The organism is Streptomyces sp. C36 (genome assembly GCF_040932295.1).
In the GTDB taxonomy this organism is placed as follows: Bacteria; Actinomycetota; Actinomycetes; order Streptomycetales; family Streptomycetaceae; genus Streptomyces; species Streptomyces triculaminicus.
The window spans coordinates 447,202-463,395 of sequence record NZ_JBFQGI010000006.1 but is presented as its reverse complement, the minus strand read 5'-3'; the positions used below and the strand labels follow the sequence as shown (position 1 = coordinate 463,395).

Genomic DNA, 16,194 nt, shown 5'->3' with positions numbered 1-16,194 from the left:
GCCGTGACGCCGGGGGCGCCGGGCGGACTGGATCAGTCCGCCCGGCGCCCCCGGCGTTCTTCTCACCGCGCCGCGCGCGAGGCCGCGAAGTCCGCCGCCGTCCAGGCCATGCCGACGGCCCCGTCGACGATGGCCCGTTCGGCCTCGGGGGAGACCGCCGCCGCGGCGAACTCCGGCTCGTGCGGCCCGCAGGCGCCGCCGGTGATGTCGAGCACGGGGTGGATCGAGGGGACGGCGTGCGAGACGTTGCCCATGTCGGTGCACGCGAAGGCGTCCCGCTGCTGCGGCTCGGGGCGGCCCAGCGCACGGGCGTTGGCCTGCCAGAGGGCGATGAGCCCGGGGTCCGTCCGGAAGTCGAGGTAGTCGGGCTCGGGGCGGGTGAGGGTCACTTCGCAGCCGGTGGCCAGCGCGCCCGCCCGGAAGCAGGCCTCGACGCGCTCGCGCACCTCGCGCAGGTCCTCGGCGGCCGAGGCGCGGATCTCGTACTCGGCGGTGGCCCGGTCGGGGATCAGATTGGGCGCCGTGCCCGCGCTCGTGGTCACGCCGTGCACCTTCCACTGCGCCGGCAACTGCTGGCGCAGCAGCCCCAGTGCCACCTGGGCGACCGTCATCGCGTCGGCGGCGTTGCGGCCCTCGTGCGCGTTCAGGCTCGGGTGCGCGGCCTTGCCCTGGTACTCCACCGAGAGGGTGCCGAGCGCGAACGAGCGGAACTCGGCGACCTCGAACGGGCAGGGGTGCACCATCATCGCGGCGTCGACGCCCTCGAAGGCCCCGGCCTCCAGCAGCAGCGCCTTGCCCGCCCCGCGCTCCTCGGCCGGGGTGCCCAGGACCCGTACGGTCAGGCCCAGTTCGTCGGCGTGCGGAGCCAGCGCGATGGCCGCGCCGACGCCGGCGGCGGCGATCAGATTGTGTCCGCAGGCGTGGCCGAGGCCGGGCAGCGCGTCGTACTCGCAGGCGATGGCCACGGTGACGGGCCCGGAGCCGGCGGTGGCCACGAAGGCGGTCTCGAGGCCGTGGGCGGGGGCGGTGACCGCGAAGCCGTGATCGCCCAGGACCTCGGCGCACCAGGCCGCCGCCCGGTGCTCGGCGAAGGCCGTCTCGGGGTGTCCGTGGATGCGGCGGCTGAGGGCGAGAAGCTCCTCGCGATGAGCGGAAACCCGCTCCCGTATGGCTGATTTGAGGCCTTCGGCCACGGTCATGTCCGGCTCCAGTGTCTTCGGTGTTCGATGCTGCTCAGGCGATGCGGGGGCCGCTCTCACAAGCGATCAAAAAATAGCTTAGGCTTACCTAAGCTGACGCACCGGGGGGTCCGGTGCGACCAGGAACGTTTGCCATATATCGGGAGTCCCCACGCATGCGTCACCATCAGGCCGAGACCACCCCTGCCGAACTGCCGCTGCTCGCCGCGCAGTCCGGCATCCTGTACGCCCAGGCTCTCGCGCCCGGCAACCCGGTCTACAACACCGGTGACTGCGTGGAGATCGACGGCCCCCTGGACGAGGAGCTGTTCGAACGCGCCCTGCGGCGGACGGTCCAGGAGGCCGAGACGCTGGCGCTCGTCGCCACCCCCGGCGACGGCGACCCCGCCCAGCGCGTCGAGCCCGGAGCCGTCCCCGCCCTGCGGCGGCTGGACCTGCGCACCGCCGAACGGCCCGACGAGGAGGCCGAGGCCTGGATGCGCGCCGACCTCGACCGGCCCGTCGACCTCACCGAGGGCCCCCTGGTCACCCATGCGCTCATCCGCCTCGCCGACGACCGCCACTGGTGGTACCAGCGCGTCCACCACTTCGCCGTCGACGCCTACGCGTTGACCCTCATCGGCCGTCGGCTGGCCGAGACCTACACCGCCCTCGCCGCCGGCACCACTCCTCCCGAGAACCCCTTCGGCACCCTGCGCGAGCTGGTCGAGGACGAGGCCGAGTACACGGCCGGGGAACGGCACGCCGCCGACCGCGACTTCTGGCGCGAGCGGTTCGCCGACCGGCCCGGGCCCGTCTCCCTCTCCGACCGCCCGGCCGCCGCCGCGGGAGCCGTCCTGCGGCACGGCGGCGAACTGCCCGCCGGCTCCCTGACCCGCCTGGAATCCGCCGCCCGCGCCGCCAAGGCCACCTGGGCCGAGCTCCTCATCGCCGCCACCGCCGGCTATGTGCACCGCATGACCGGCGCCCGGGACGTCGTCCTCGGCCTGCCGCTGATGAACCGCCGCGGCCCCGCCGCCCTGCGCACCCCCGCCATGATGGTCAACGTCATGCCGCTGCGCATCACCGTCCAGCCCCAGGACACCGGCGCCGAACTCCTGCGCCGCGTCGTCCTCGAGGTGCGCGCCGTGCGCCGCCACCAGCGCTACCGGCAGGAGGACCTGCGCCGCGACCTCGGCCTGACCGTCGCCGAGCAGCCGCTGTTCGGGCCGATGGTCAACATCAAGGCGTTCGAGGGCGACCTCGCCTTCGGCGACATGCCCGGCGTGGTCCGCAACCTCTCCGCCGGCCCCGTCGACGACCTCGCCGTCGCCGTCGTCCCGGCCCCCGACGGCTCCGTGAGCCTCGGCCTGGACGCCAACCCCGCGCGCTACGACGCCTCCGGCCTCGCCACCCACGAGAGCGGCCTGCGCCGCTACCTCGACGGTCTGACCGAACTGCTCCTGGACGACGCCCAGCGGCCCGTCGGCACCATCGACCTGCTCGACGCCCGCGAGATCCACCGCGCCACGGCGGGCCGCACCGAGCCGGCCGTCGAGCGGACGCTGCCCGAGCTCTTCACCGCACAGGCCGCCCGCACCCCCGACGCCGTCGCCGTCCGCAGCGGCGCCGTCTCGCTCACGTTCGCCGAACTGGAGTGCGCCGCCAACCGCCTCGCCCACGAACTGCGGGCGGGCGGCGTGACGGCGGGCACCGCGGTCGCCCTGGCCCTGCCGCGCAGCGCCGACACCGTCGTCGCCCTGCTCGCCGTCCTCAAGGCGGGCGGCGTCTGCCAGCCGCTCGACCTCGGCCACCCCGCACAGCGCCTCACCGACGTCCTCGACGACACCCGCCCCGGCCGCGTCGTCGGCACCGCCGACGCCGTGCGCGGCCTGCCGGAGCACGACGTCCCCGTCCTGCTCCTCGACGACCCGGACACCCGCGCCCGCCTCGACGCCCGCCCCGGCACGGCCCCCGCCGCGCCGGCGCTGCGTCAGCCCGCCTACGTCATCCACACCTCCGGCTCCACCGGCCGTCCCAAGGGCGTCCTCGTCACCCACGCCTCCCTCGCCAACCTGCACGCCGGGCACGGCACCGACCACATCGCCCCGGCGGTGGAGCGCACCGGCCGGGAGAGACTGCGGATCGCGCACAGCGCCTCGTTCGCCTTCGACGCCTCCTGGGACCCTCTGATCTGGATGGTCCACGGCCACGAGCTGCACCTCCTGGACGACGCCGCCTACCGCGACCCGGCCGTGCTGACCGCCTACGTCGCCGACCACCGCGTCGACTACCTCGACGCCACCCCCTCCTACGTCGAGACCCTGGTCGCCGAAGGCCTCCTCGACGAGGACCGCCACCGCCCCGCCCTCGTCGTCGTCGGCGGCGAGACGGTGCCCGAGCCGCTGTGGCGCCGCCTGGCGGGCACCGCCGGGCTGAACCCCATCAACCTCTACGGCCCCACCGAGACCACCGTCGACGCCTACTACTGGCTGGCCGGCCCCGACGGTGACGGCACGGCCACCGGCCGCCCGGTGCGCGGCTCACGGGCGTACGTCCTCGACACCTCCCTGCGCCCGGCCCCCGTCGGCGTCACCGGCGAGCTGTACATCGCCGGAGCCTGCCTGGCCGCCGGCTACCTGAACCGGCCCGACCTGACCGCCGAGCGCTTCACCGCCGACCCCTTCGGCGCCCTCCACGGCGAGCCCGGCGCGCGGATGTACCGCACCGGCGACCTCGTGCGCCGCCGGGCCGACGGCACCCTGGAGTTCCTCGGGCGCGCCGACGACCAGGTCAAGATCCGCGGCTTCCGCATCGAACTCGGCGAGATCCAGGCGGTGCTGGCCGGGCACCCGGCCGTCGCCCAGGCGGCCGTCATCGCCCGGGACACCGCCACCGGCAAGCGCCTGCTGGGCTACGCCGTGCCCGCCGAGGGCGCGACCGCCGGCCCCGAGGCGCTGCGGGCCCACCTCGCCGAGAAGCTGCCCGGCCACATGGTGCCCACCGCGATCACCCTCCTCGACGCCCTGCCCCGCACCGCCAACGACAAGCTCGACGTGCGCGCCCTGCCCGACCCGGACCCGGCGGCACCCACCGCCGGCGCCACCGGCCACAGCGGCCCCCGTACCCCGCACGAGGAGATCCTCCGCGGCCTCTTCGCCGCCGTCCTCGGCCTGGACGAGGCCCCCGCCCCGCACGCCGACCTCTTCGACCTCGGCGGCCACTCGCTGACCGCCGGGCGCCTCGCCGCCCGCATCCGCGAGACCTTCGGCACGCCCCTCGGACTCGCCGACGTCTTCCGCAACCCCACCCCCGCCGCCCTCGCCGCGCTCCTGCGCGAGGCGCCCGCGGCCGACGGCGAGGACCGGCCCGCGCTGGTGCCCGTACCCCGCACGGACCGGATGCCGCTCTCCCCGGCACAGAAGCGGCTGTGGTTCATGCACCGCCTCGAAGGCCCCAGCCCCACCTACAACATCCCCCTCGTCCTGACCCTCACCGGACCGCTCGACCACGACGCCCTGCGGCTCGCCCTGAGCGACCTGACGCACGCCCACGAGACGCTCAGAACCGTCTACCCGGCCACCGACAACGAGCCCTACCAGCGGATCCTCACCACCGACGAGGCGAGCCCGCGGCTGCACACCGCCCCCGCGGACGGCGACCTCACCGAGGCCGTACGCCACTGCTTCGACCTCGCCGCCGAACCCCCGCTGCGCGCCACGCTGTTCTCGGACGGCGGCGACCGCCACACCCTGCTCCTCCTGCTGCACCACATCGCCGGCGACGGCGCCTCCACCACCCCGCTCGCCCGCGACCTGGCCGCCGCCTACGCCGCCCGCGCCGCCGGCCGGGCCCCCGAACTCCGCCGCCGCACCGTCCAGTACGCCGACCACACCGCCTGGCAGCAGCACCTCCTCGGCACCGCCGACGAGCCCACCCCGCTCGCCGCCCGGCAGCTGGAGCACTGGAAGCGGACCCTGGCCGGACTGCCCGACCAGCTCGAACTGCCCACCGACCGGCCGCGCCCCGCCGTCGCGTCCTACGCGGGCGACACCGTCCCCTTCCACCTCGACGCCACGGCCCACGCCGCCCTGGAACGGCTCGCCCGCACCACCGGCACCAGCGTCTTCATGGCCGTCCAGGCCGCCCTCGCCGCCCTGCTCACCCGCTACGGCTGCGGCACCGACATCCCCCTCGGCACCCCCGTCGCCGGGCGCGACGACGACACGACCGCCGACCTCGTCGGCTTCTTCGTCAACACCCTCGTCCTGCGCACCGACACCTCCGGCGCCCCCACCTTCCGTACCCTCCTCGACCGCGTCCGCGCCACCACCATCGCCGCGTACGAGCACGCCGACCTGCCCTTCGACCGGCTCGTCGAGGAGCTCAACCCGCCGCGCTCGCTGGCCCGGCACCCCCTCTTCCAGGTGATGCTCGCCTGGCAGTCGGTGCCCGACGCCGAGTTCGCCATGGGCGAGGGGCTGACGGCCCGCATCGGCGCCGTCCCGTCCGGCACCGCCAAGTTCGACCTCACCCTCAACGCGGGCGAGCAGCCCGGCGGCGGCATATCCGGCTTCCTGGAGTTCCGCACGGACCTCTTCGACGCCGGCACGGCCACCCGCCTCTCCGCCCACCTGACCCGCCTGCTCACCGCCGCGGCCGCCGCCCCGGACACCCCCGTCGGCCGGCTGCCCCTGCTCGACGACGAGGAGCTCCACCGCTCCGTCGTCGAATGGAACGCCGGCACCACCACGCCCACCCCCTCCAAGCAGACCCTCGTCGAGCTGTACGAGGACGCCGCCCGCCGCCACCCCGGCCGCACGGCCGTCACCTGCGACGGGACCTCCCTCACCTACGCCGCGCTGTCCGACCGCGCCAACCGCCTGGCCCGGCTGCTGGCCGCGCGCGGCATCGGGCCGGGATCGATCGTGGCGCTGGCCCTGCCCCGCTCGCCGGAGCTGGTCGTGGGCCTGCTGGCGGCCGCGAAGGCGGGGGCCGCCTACCTGCCGATGGACCCCGACTACCCGGCCGACCGCCTGGCCTACATGCTCCAGGACGCCGCCCCCGCCGCCGTCGTCACCGACACCGCGACCGCCGCGCGCATACCCGCGCACGACCTGCCCGTCGTCCTCGTCGACGGCACCGAGGCCGACGCGTACGCGCCCACGGACCTGACCGACGACGACCGCACCCGCGCCCAGCGCCCCGGCGACGTCGCGTACGTCATCTACACCTCCGGCTCCACCGGCCGCCCCAAGGGCGTCCCCGTCACCCACCACAACGTCGCCCGCCTCTTCTCCGCCACCGACCACTGGTTCGGCTTCGACGAGAGCGACGTGTGGACGCTGTTCCACTCCTACGCCTTCGACTTCTCGGTGTGGGAGATGTGGGGCGCGCTGCTGCACGGCGGCCGGCTCGTGGTCGTCCCGCACCTCGTCAGCCGCGACCCCGCCGCGTTCCTGCGCCTGCTGGAGGAGGAGCGGGTGACCGTCCTCAACCAGACGCCGTCAGCGTTCTACCAGCTCATGGCCGCCGACAAGGACCGGCCCGGCACGGAACTCGCCCTGCGCTACGTCGTCTTCGGCGGCGAGGCCCTCGAGCTCGGCCGCCTCGACGACTGGTACGCCCGCCACGCCGAGGACGCGCCCACGCTGGTCAACATGTACGGCATCACCGAGACCACCGTCCACGTCTCGTACATCGCCCTCGACCGCGCGAGCGCCGCCGCCGGCACCTCCAGCACCATCGGCGTCAACATCCCCGACCTGCGCGTCTACGTCCTCGACGAGCACCTCCAGCCCGTGCCGCCCGGCGTCACCGGCGAGATGTACGTCGCCGGCGAGGGCCTGGCCCGCGGCTACCTCGGCCGGCACGCCCTGACCGCCGAACGGTTCGTCGCCGACCCCTTCGCCCGCCTCTTCGGCGAGCGCGGCAGCCGCATGTACCGCTCCGGCGACCTCGCCCGCCGCCGCCCCGACGGCACCCTCGAATACTTCGGGCGCGCCGACCACCAGGTGAAGATCCGCGGCTTCCGCATCGAGCTCGGCGAGATCGAGGCGGTCCTCGCCGACCACCCCGACGTCGCCGACGCGGCCGTCGTCGTCCGCGAGGACACCCCCGGCGACAAGCGCCTCGTCGCCTACGCCGTCCCCGCCCGCGAGACCACCCCGGCACGACTGCGCGAACACGCCGGCACCGAACTGCCCCTCCACATGGTGCCGTCGGCCGTCGTCCTGCTGGACCGCCTGCCGCTGACCGCCAACGGCAAGCTCGACCGCAAGGCGCTCCCCGCGCCGGACCTGGCCGGCGCCGTCACGGAGGGCCGCGCCCCCCGCGGCCCCCGCGAGGAACAGCTCTGCGCGATCTTCGCCGACGTCCTGGGCCTGCCCCGGGTCGGCGTGGACGACAACTTCTTCGACCTGGGCGGCCACTCCCTGCTCGCCGTGCGCCTCGCCGGCCGCGTCAAGTCCGCGCTCGGCGCCGACGTCGGCATCGGCACCGTCTTCCAGGCCCCGACCCCGGCCGCCCTGGACGCCGCCCTCGACGCGGCCGAAGGCACCGACGCCCTCGACGTCCTGCTCCCCCTGCGCCCGGCGAACGACGGGGACAAGGCCCCGCTGTACTGCGTCCACCCCGCCGGCGGCCTCAGCTGGTGCTACGCCGGACTCATCCGCCACCTGCCCGCCGACGTGCCCATCTACGGCCTCCAGGCCCAGGGCGTCGGCCCGGCCACCGCCGCCGAGCCGCTGCCGAAGACCCTGGAGGAGCTGGCCGCGCACTACGTCGACCGGCTCCGCGAGGTCCAGTCCGAGGGCCCCTACCGCCTCATGGGCTGGTCCACCGGCGGCATCATCGCGCAGGCCATGGCCACCCGCCTGCAGGACCTCGGCGCCGAGGTCGAGCTGCTCGCCATCCTCGACGCCTACCCCGCCGAGGGCTTCCGCGAGCTGCCCGTACCCGACCAGGCCGAGGCCCTCGAGGCCCTGCTCGCCATGGGCGGCTACGGACCGGACAGCCTCGAGGGCAAGCCCTTCGAACTCGCCCACGTCACCGAGGTGCTGCGCCGCGAGGGCTCCCCGCTGGCCAGCCTCGACGACGCCACCATCGAGGCCCTCAACCGCACCTACATCAACACCAACCTCCTGGTGCGCTCCTTCGACCACCGGGTCTTCGACGGCGACGTGCTCTTCTTCCGCGCCACCGTCGACACCATCGACGACACCCTCACCCCCGAGACCTGGACCCCCTATGTGACCGGGCGCATCGACAACACGAACGTCGCCTGCTCGCACAAGGACATGACCCTGCCCGAACCGATCGCGCACATCGCCAGCGTCATCGCCGACCGACTGCAGAACCTGGAGAACTGACCCCATGAGCGACGCACCCGCCAACCCCTTCGACGGCGACGGAGACTTCCTCGTCCTTGTCAACGCCGAGGGGCAGCACAGCCTCTGGCCGGGCTTCGCCGAGGTGCCCGAGGGCTGGACGGCCGCCCACGGGCCCTGCGCCCGGCAGCCCGCCCTCGACTGGATCACCGAGCACTGGACCGACCTGACCCCGGCCTCCGCCCGGTGACCCGCCTCTCCCCGCGCATCGCCGTCGTGATCGTGTACACGACGGCGATGTGCATGAACGGTCTCGACTCCACCATCGTCAACCCGGCGCTGCTCACCATCGCCCGGGACTTCGGCGAACCGGTCTCGGCGGCCAACACCGTCGAGGTGGCCTTCCTCGTCGCGCTCGCCGTCGCCCTGCCCGTCGCGGGCTGGCTCGGCGACCGCTTCGGCACCAAGAAGGTCTTCCTCGGCGCCCTCGCCGTCTTCACCGCCGCGTCGGCGGCCTGCGGTCTGGCGCAGAACCTGCCGACGCTGGTCCTCGCCCGTGTTCTGCAGGGCGTCGCCGGCGGCCTCCTGACGCCCGTGGGGATGACGCTGCTCTTCCGCGCCTTCCCGCCGCACGAGCGGATGAAGCTGTCCAAGGTGCTCATCGTGCCGACCGCGCTCATGCCGGCGCTCGGCCCGCCGCTCGGCGGCTTCCTCACCGAGCACCTGTCCTGGCACTGGCTGTTCTTCGTGAACGTGCCGCTCGGCGCGGCCGCCGTGGTGATCGGCCTGCTGGGGCTCGGGGAGCACAAGGAGGAGCCCGAGGGCTTCGACCTGAAGGGCTTCCTGCTGGCGACCCCCGCACTGGGCCTGCTCACCTACGCCCTCGGCTTCGGCCCCACCCACGGCTGGACCGCGCCCTCGGTCCTGGTCGCCGGCCCGCTCGGGCTCGCGCTGCTGGCCGCCGGGTGCGTCCACCTGCTGCGGGCGCGGACACCGCTGCTCCGGCTGCGCCTGCTGGCCGACAAGGTGTTCGCGTCCGCCACCGTGCTCGCGCTGGTCACCTCGGCGGGCCTGATGGGCGTCCTCTTCGCCTTCCCGCTCCTCTACCAGGCTGCCCTCGGCGCCTCGGCCCTGGACGCGGGCCTGAGCGTCTTCCCGGAGGCGCTCGGACTGATGCTGGCCTCCCAGGTGGCCGACCGGCTGATGCCCAGGCTCGGCCCCCGGTGGCTCGCCGTGCCCGCCCTGCTGCTGGCGACCGCCGTCTTCGGCGCGCTGGCCGTGCCGGGCGTCGCCGAGAACGCCTGGGCCGTACGGGCGCTGATGTTCTGCGTGGGCCTGGTGCTGGGCACCGCCGTGCTCACCGTGCAGATCGCCGGCTTCTCCGACGTCCCGCCGCCGGCCATGGGCCAGGCGATGGCCCTGTTCACCATCGTGCGCACCCTGGGCGGCGCCCTCGGCATCGCGGTCACCGCCGCCGTCATCTCCGCCTGGGGCGGCGCCGGCACGCACGACACCGACCCGGGCCCGTACCGGGCCGCCATCGCGGTCACCGCGGGTCTCGTCGCCCTCGGCACCCTGTGCGCGCTGCGCATGCCCAAGGAGGCCCCCGGCCCGCCGCCCTTCGACGACGAACCGCGGGCCGACGAACTGCCGGCCGCGGCCTGAGCACACCGCGCGCCCCACGAAAGAGGTCCCGCACCGGCGTCCTGCCGGTCCGGGACCTCTTTCGTTGGCGGTACCACCGGCGGTACTACCGCGGTGCCAGCAGCCCCGCGAGGCCGTCGGCCAGGCCACCGCGCCAGCAGGCGTAGTCGTGGCCGCCGTTGAACTCCGTGTACGTCACGTCGTAGCCGCGCGCCTCCAGAACATTGCGCAGGTGCCGGTTCTGGGGGAGCAGCATCCACTCCTGCAGGCCCACCTCCAGGTGGAAGCGGACCGGCAGTTTCCCGTGCGTCGCGTACTGCCGCGTCAGCCACTCGCTGCCGCCGTCGAACTCGGTCCCGTCCGGCCACCAGAAGGAACCCGACTGGGACAGCGCGTTCCCGAACCGCTCCGGCCGCCGGAACGCGGCGAAGGCCGCCGTCAGACCACCCGCGCTCTGCCCCGCCACGACCGTGCGCGCCGGGTCGTCCGTCGCCCCGTACTCCCGCGCCGCCCACGGCAGCAGCACGTCCGCCAGCCAGTCGACGAACTCCTCGCTGCAGCTGAGGTCGGCCATGCGCCGGTCGCGGCCCATCGTCTCGACGAACAGGGTCACGGTCGGCGGTATGCGGTCGTCGGCGCGCAGGTTGTCCAGCGTGGAGGCGAAGTCCAGCACCGGGCCCCACATCTCGCCGTCCAGCAGCACGGCGACGGCGTACGGGCCGCGGTCCTCGGTGTGCCCGGCGGGAAGGTGCACGCCTACGCGCCGCCCGTCGACCTCCGCGTCGACGCGCTCGCCGCGCGGTACGGTGTCGCGGGGGACCGCCCATTCCTGGGTCGGTGCGTCGGGGAGCTCCAGCACGGACGAGGCATTGCGCCCGTCCCGCGCCGCGAGCGAGGGCCCCGCGGCGAGCGGATCGGGCAGCGCACCGTCCAGAACGCCCAGCCAGCTGCGACGGTCCGTGCGCAGGGCGTCCTCGCGGGAGCCGCGGTGGACCGAGAACTGGTACGAGGCCCGGTGATCGGCCCGCAGCCGGTGGCTGATCGCCCACACATCGGTGCCGGGCAGCCTGCTCATCAGATGCGGCGCGAGGTCGTGGGCGTGCCGGTCCTTGTCCGTGACGGTGTGCAGAAGGGCGAGCACGCCGGTGGCCGGCTCGTCCACGTCGTCCCGCCAGAGGAAGGTGACCAGACGCCAGGCGTCGTCTCCTTCGGGGTCGGGCTCGACGAGGGGAGTGCCGGTGCGCTCGGCGCGCTGCCAGAAGGCTTCGACGGCGTCGGCCTCGCCGACGCGCACGGCTTCCGCGAGCTCGCGGAGCATTGAGCTCTGCATCTCCATGGGCTTCCTTTCTTGTCCCCAAATGCCGCGCGTGGCGCGGTCCGGGGGTCCGGGGGCTTGCCCCCGGTTACGGGAAGGGGCGGGGTGGGGAAAGAAACCGCCGGAGGCCTACACCCGCGCCGCCGCCGACCGCCCCAGCAACACCCACAGCAGGAACGGTCCACCAAGAACGGTCGTCACAATGCCCACCGGCACCTCGACCCCGTCGAAGACGATCCTCCCCACCGTGTCGGCGAGAACGATCAGAACCGCCCCCGTCAGCATCGACCCCAGCACCGGCACCCGCAGCGGCCCGGCCAGCCGTCCGGCGATGACCGGCGACGCGAGGGCGACGAAGCCCACCGGCCCGCAGATGCCGACGGCGAGGCCGGCGAGCCCCACGGCGAGCAGCAGGCACATCAGCCGCACCCGCCCTGGGGCGACGCCCAGCGAGGAGGCCGTGGAGTCGTCGAAGCGGAGCACGTTGAGCTGCCGGGCGGCGACGAGGGCGAGGGGTACGAGCACGGCGAGGCCGATGAGGACGGGGACGGCCACCGAGTAGCCGCGGCCGTTGAGGCTGCCGGAGGTCCATACGTAGAGGGAGCTCGCGGAGTTGAGGGAGCGGCGGGAGAGGACGACCTGGGTGACGGCCGAGGCGAGCGCCGACATGGCGAGGCCGACGACCAGGACGCGGTAGCCGCGCTGCCCGAGGCCGCCGGAGACGGTGGTGACGACGAGGACGGCCACCAGCGCGCCGACCGGCCCCGCCCACCAGGCGCCGAAGGTGCCGGTGAGAGTGGTGGAGAGCAGTACGGCCGCGGTGGCGCCGTCGTTGACACCGAGGAGTTCGGGGGTGGCGAGGCGGTTGCGGGCGAGGGTCTGGGTGAGGCAGCCGGCGAGTCCGAGGGCGGCGCCGGCGGTGAGCCCGGCGATGATGCGGCCGAGACGGAACTTCTGCACCAGCAGGACGTCGAAGCGGTCGCCGGAGCCGAAGACGGCGTTGAACGTGCGGGTCAGGCTCATCTCGCTCTGCCCGGCGTAGGCGGAGACGACGACGGCGGCCAGGAGCAGCGCGGCCAGGGACAGCGCGGCGAGCGCGGCCCGGCGCGGCACCAGCAGGGAGAGGGCGCCGCGTCGCACCAGCAGACTCTCGGAACGTTCCTTCGCTCCCCACGGAAGCCCCGGCAGGCGGGGGAGACGGGGGAGGAGCCGCCGGGGCGCGGAGCCCTCTTCGGTGGCGGGATCGGTCATGCCCATCGCGCCCATGCGCCGGGAACGGACGATGGCGATGAGGACGGGGGCGCCGATGAGGGCGATGATGACGGAGACCGGCGCCTCGAAGGGCCGGGAGACGACCCTGGCCAGGACGTCGGCGCCGGTGAGGACGCCCGCGCCGATGAGGCCGGCCAGGGCGATCTGGGCGGTGAGGCGGGGGCCGGCGACGGCCCGGGCGAGGAATCCGGCGAGCAGGCCCAGGAAGGAGATCGGGCCGACGAGGGCGACGGCGGAGGCGGTGAGCAGGGTGACCGCCAGCGCGACGACCACGCGGATGGCGGACGGCCGGTGGCCCAGGCCCCGGGCGAGGTCGTCGCCGAGGGCGAGCGCGGACAGCGGCCGGGCGATGAGGAGGGCGACGACGAAGCCCAGGGCGAGGACGGGGAGCAGGCTCGTCAGCTTGCCGAAGCCCTCGACGCCGGCGAGCGAGCCCAGTACCCAGAAGCGGAAGCGGTCGTAGGTCTCGGCGGAGTTGACGATGATGACGCTGGTGATGCCGCCGAAGGTGGCACCCAGGGCGGAGCCGGCGAGGACCAGCCGCATGGGTGAGCCGCCGCCCCGGCGGCCGGCGATGAACAGCACGAGCGCGCTGGCGGCGACGGCGCCGCCGAAGGCCCACAGCAGGTGCCCGTAGCCGCTCTGCACGCCGAGGAAGGCGATGCCGACGACGACGCCGAGCGAGGCGCCCGCGTTGACGCCCAGCAGCCCCGTCTCGGCGAGGGGGTTGCGGGTGACGGCCTGCAGGAGGCTGCCGGAGGTGCCGAGCGCCGCGCCGACGAGCAGGGCGGTCAGGGTGCGCGGGATGCGCAGGTCCCCGACGACGAGGGAGAGCCGGGAGTTGTCGCGTGCCCCGTTCCGGCCGAGGACGTAGTCGAGCACGTCGCCCGGTCCCACCTCGCCCGCGCCGACGGACAGCGACAGGGCGGCGAGCACGAGGACCGCCAGCAGGAGGGAGGCGGAGGCGATCAGGAGGGTCCGGCGGCCGTGCGGAGCGTCCGGAAGTGCCTGGTCATCAACGGCTTCCGCCTCGGGATCCACGTGCGACAAAGTCATAAGGTAAGGCTAGCCTAATGATATTTAAGGCCCGGAACGCCGGGAGGGTCCGGCGCGCCCCGGGCTGCCCGCCTTCGGATCCCCGTGGAGGGCATCCGCGTGCGTATGCGGATATGTGGTCATATGGTGGGCGTGCTTCCGCAGTCATCCCTCGTCGAGGAGAGACGCATGCCCAGCCACACGCTCAAGGACAAGGTCGTCGTCATCGGCGGCGCCTCGCGGAACCTCGGCGGCCTCATCGCGAGGGAAGTGGCCAAGGACGGGGCCCGCGTCGTCGTCCACTACAACTCCCCGACCTCCAAGGAGGGCGCGGAGCGGACCGCCGGGGCGGTGAAGGCCGCGGGCGGCGAGGCGGTCGTCCACGAGGCGGACCTGACGAAGGTCGCCGAGGTCGAGGGGCTCTTCGAGGTGGCGGTGGCGGCCTTCGGCAGGGTCGACTGCATGGTGAACACGGCCGGCATGGTCATCAAGAAGCCGATGACCGAGGTGACCGAGGAGGAGTACGACAGGATGTTCGCCGTCAACTCCAAGGCGGCGTACTTCATGATGCAGGAGGCGGCGCGGCGGGTGGAGGACGGCGGGAAGATCATCACCATCGTGACCTCGCTGCTGGCGGCCTACACCGGCCTGTACTCCGTCTACGCGGGCAGCAAGGCCCCCGTCGAGCACTTCACCCGGGCCCTGTCCAAGGAGCTCTTCGGCCGCGGCGTCTCCGTCAACAACATCGCCCCCGGGCCCATGGACACCCCGTTCTTCTACCCGGCCGAGACCGAGGACTCCATCGCGTACCACAAGTCGTCCGCGATGAACGGCGACCTGACGAAGATCGAGGACATCGTGCCGCTCGTGAAGTTCCTGCTCACCGACGGCTGGTGGATCAACGGTCAGACCCTCTTCGCCAACGGCGGATACACCACCCGCTGAACGCCCCGCTACGAGGCGACCTGCTCGGCCCGCGGGAAGTCCTGCCGGGGGGCTTCCTCCTGCGCGGGGCGGCCCGCAGCCCTCGCGCCCGTTCCCCCCTCCGTGTTCCGCGCGCCCTCGGTGGCGAAGAGGCGTACCACGGGCGGTATGAGATAGCGCGGATCCCCGGGCAGCCGCTCGTCGAGCACCTCCACGAGGTGGCCGTCCAGCAGCTCGCCGACGAGCCGGTGCGCGCGGGCGATGCCGCAGCCGAGCACCACGGCGGCGCCGCGCAGGCTGAAGCCCGGGGCCCGGGCCTGCGCCAGCCGGTACAGCGCCCACTGCGCCTGGTCGTCCAGCACGCCGAACGCCGCCGCTATCGCGGCCCGTACCGTCACATCCCCCGAGCCCAGCTCCTGCAGCCGGGTCCGGGGGTCGTCGAGCACCTCGTCGATCAGGGTGCGCATCGTCCAGTGCGGGCGGGCGAGCAGCCGGCAGCCGATCACCCGGAGGGCGAGCGGGAGATGACCGCACAGCTCGGCCACGAGCGCGGCGTCGGAGCGCGCCGCGCGGACGCGTTCCTCGCCGAGCATCCTCGCCAGGAAGGCCAGCGACTCCTCCGGGCCGAAGGCTCCGACCGTGACGGACTCGGCCCCGGCCAGCGCGGAGAGCCGGCGGCGGCAGGTCGCGATCACGGCGGACTCCCCGACGGCCGGGTGGGCGCAGCGGATCTGCCCCTCCGAGACGGCGTCGTCCAGCAGTACGAGCACTTTCCTGCGGGCGAGCACGGCCCGCAGCCGGGCGCTCGCCTCCTCCAGGGAGCCGAGCCCGTCGTCCAGGGCCCCGAGCGACTGGAGGATTCTGCGGACGACCTCCGCCGGCCGGAGCGCCGGGCGTCCGGCGGGGGACAGCTCGACGTAGAGCTGACCGTCCGGGAAGCGGGAGAGCGAGCGATGGGCGGCGTGCACCGCCAGGGCCGTCTTGCCCGCCCCCGGATGGCCGGCGACCAGCGTCAGCCGACGCTCGGGCCGTTCCGGGCCGCCGGGCCGGGCGTCGCCCAGGGCCAGCGCTTCGGTGATCCGGCGCAGTTCGGCTTCCCGGGCCGTGAAGTCCACGGTGTCCGGCGGCAGTTCGCAGGCGGGACGGCGGTCGGCCGGCTCGCGGTGGTCGTGGACGTCCCGCGCCGGTTCGGAGGCGGCCGGAGCGGAGGCGAGGTCCGGCGCGAGCCGGGCCGCCCTGGCCGCTTCGACGAGCCGCCAGGTGGCGTCGTCGCCCTGGGCGAGCGCCTCGGTGAGCAGTTCCACGGACTTGCGCCGCGGCCTGCCGGTCCGGCCGCGCTCGAGGTCGCTGATGGCGCGTACGCTCAGCCCCGACGCCTCGGCCAGCTCCTCCTGGGTCATGCCCGCCGCCAGTCGATATCGGCGCAGCAACAGGCCGAACGAAAACCACTGGTCCCCGTCAAGCAACTTTACTCCCCCTTGGCCAATTCCTGCCGATT

At 74.1% G+C, this 16,194-nt stretch carries 8 protein-coding genes; 4 read left to right on the top strand and 4 right to left on the bottom strand.

The genetic code is table 11. The features are described 5' to 3' along the window. Nucleotides 1-62 precede the first annotated feature (62 nt). A complete protein-coding gene (locus tag AB4K12_RS21115) occupies nt 63-1,199 on the bottom strand; it encodes a M20 family metallopeptidase (RefSeq protein WP_368435663.1) in 1,137 nt (378 codons plus the stop codon). A 155-nt stretch (nt 1,200-1,354) separates the two neighbouring features. On the opposite strand from AB4K12_RS21115, the gene AB4K12_RS21110 reads away from it, so the two are divergent. The 3 genes from AB4K12_RS21110 to AB4K12_RS21100 are packed head-to-tail and all read left to right on the top strand — an operon-like array spanning nt 1,355 to nt 10,171. Further along, nucleotides 1,355-8,548, top strand: coding sequence for an amino acid adenylation domain-containing protein (locus AB4K12_RS21110; protein ID WP_368435662.1), 7,194 nt, complete (start codon nt 1,355-1,357; stop codon nt 8,546-8,548). 4 nt (nt 8,549-8,552) lie between these two features. Next, nucleotides 8,553-8,756: an MbtH family protein gene (locus AB4K12_RS21105; RefSeq protein ID WP_368435661.1), complete on the top strand. Its 204-nt coding sequence runs from the start codon at nt 8,553-8,555 to the stop codon at nt 8,754-8,756. A 47-nt stretch (nt 8,757-8,803) separates the two neighbouring features. Then, on the top strand, nt 8,804-10,171 hold the full coding sequence (locus AB4K12_RS21100) for a DHA2 family efflux MFS transporter permease subunit (protein ID WP_368435705.1): 1,368 nt from the start codon (nt 8,804-8,806) through the stop codon (nt 10,169-10,171). Between the two features lie 85 nt (nt 10,172-10,256). Here the strand turns inward: AB4K12_RS21100 and fes are convergent, their stop codons facing one another. Together fes and fhuB are read right to left on the bottom strand one after the other, a co-directional pair. Further along, nucleotides 10,257-11,480: an enterochelin esterase gene (gene fes / locus AB4K12_RS21095; RefSeq protein ID WP_368435660.1), complete on the bottom strand. Its 1,224-nt coding sequence runs from the start codon at nt 11,478-11,480 to the stop codon at nt 10,257-10,259. Between the two features lie 114 nt (nt 11,481-11,594). Continuing rightward, entirely contained in the window at nt 11,595-13,793 is a 2,199-nt protein-coding gene (fhuB, locus tag AB4K12_RS21090) for a Fe(3+)-hydroxamate ABC transporter permease FhuB (RefSeq protein ID WP_368435659.1), read from the bottom strand. A gap of 168 nt (nt 13,794-13,961) precedes the next feature. Between fhuB and AB4K12_RS21085 the strand changes: the two genes are divergently transcribed. Then, a complete protein-coding gene (locus AB4K12_RS21085; RefSeq protein WP_368435658.1) occupies nt 13,962-14,717 on the top strand; it encodes an SDR family oxidoreductase in 756 nt (251 codons plus the stop codon). A gap of 8 nt (nt 14,718-14,725) precedes the next feature. On the opposite strand, the gene AB4K12_RS21080 is transcribed toward AB4K12_RS21085, so the two are convergent. Beyond that, nucleotides 14,726-16,126: an NB-ARC domain-containing protein gene (locus tag AB4K12_RS21080; RefSeq protein ID WP_368435704.1), complete on the bottom strand. Its 1,401-nt coding sequence runs from the start codon at nt 16,124-16,126 to the stop codon at nt 14,726-14,728. Nucleotides 16,127-16,194: the final 68 nt, after the last annotated feature.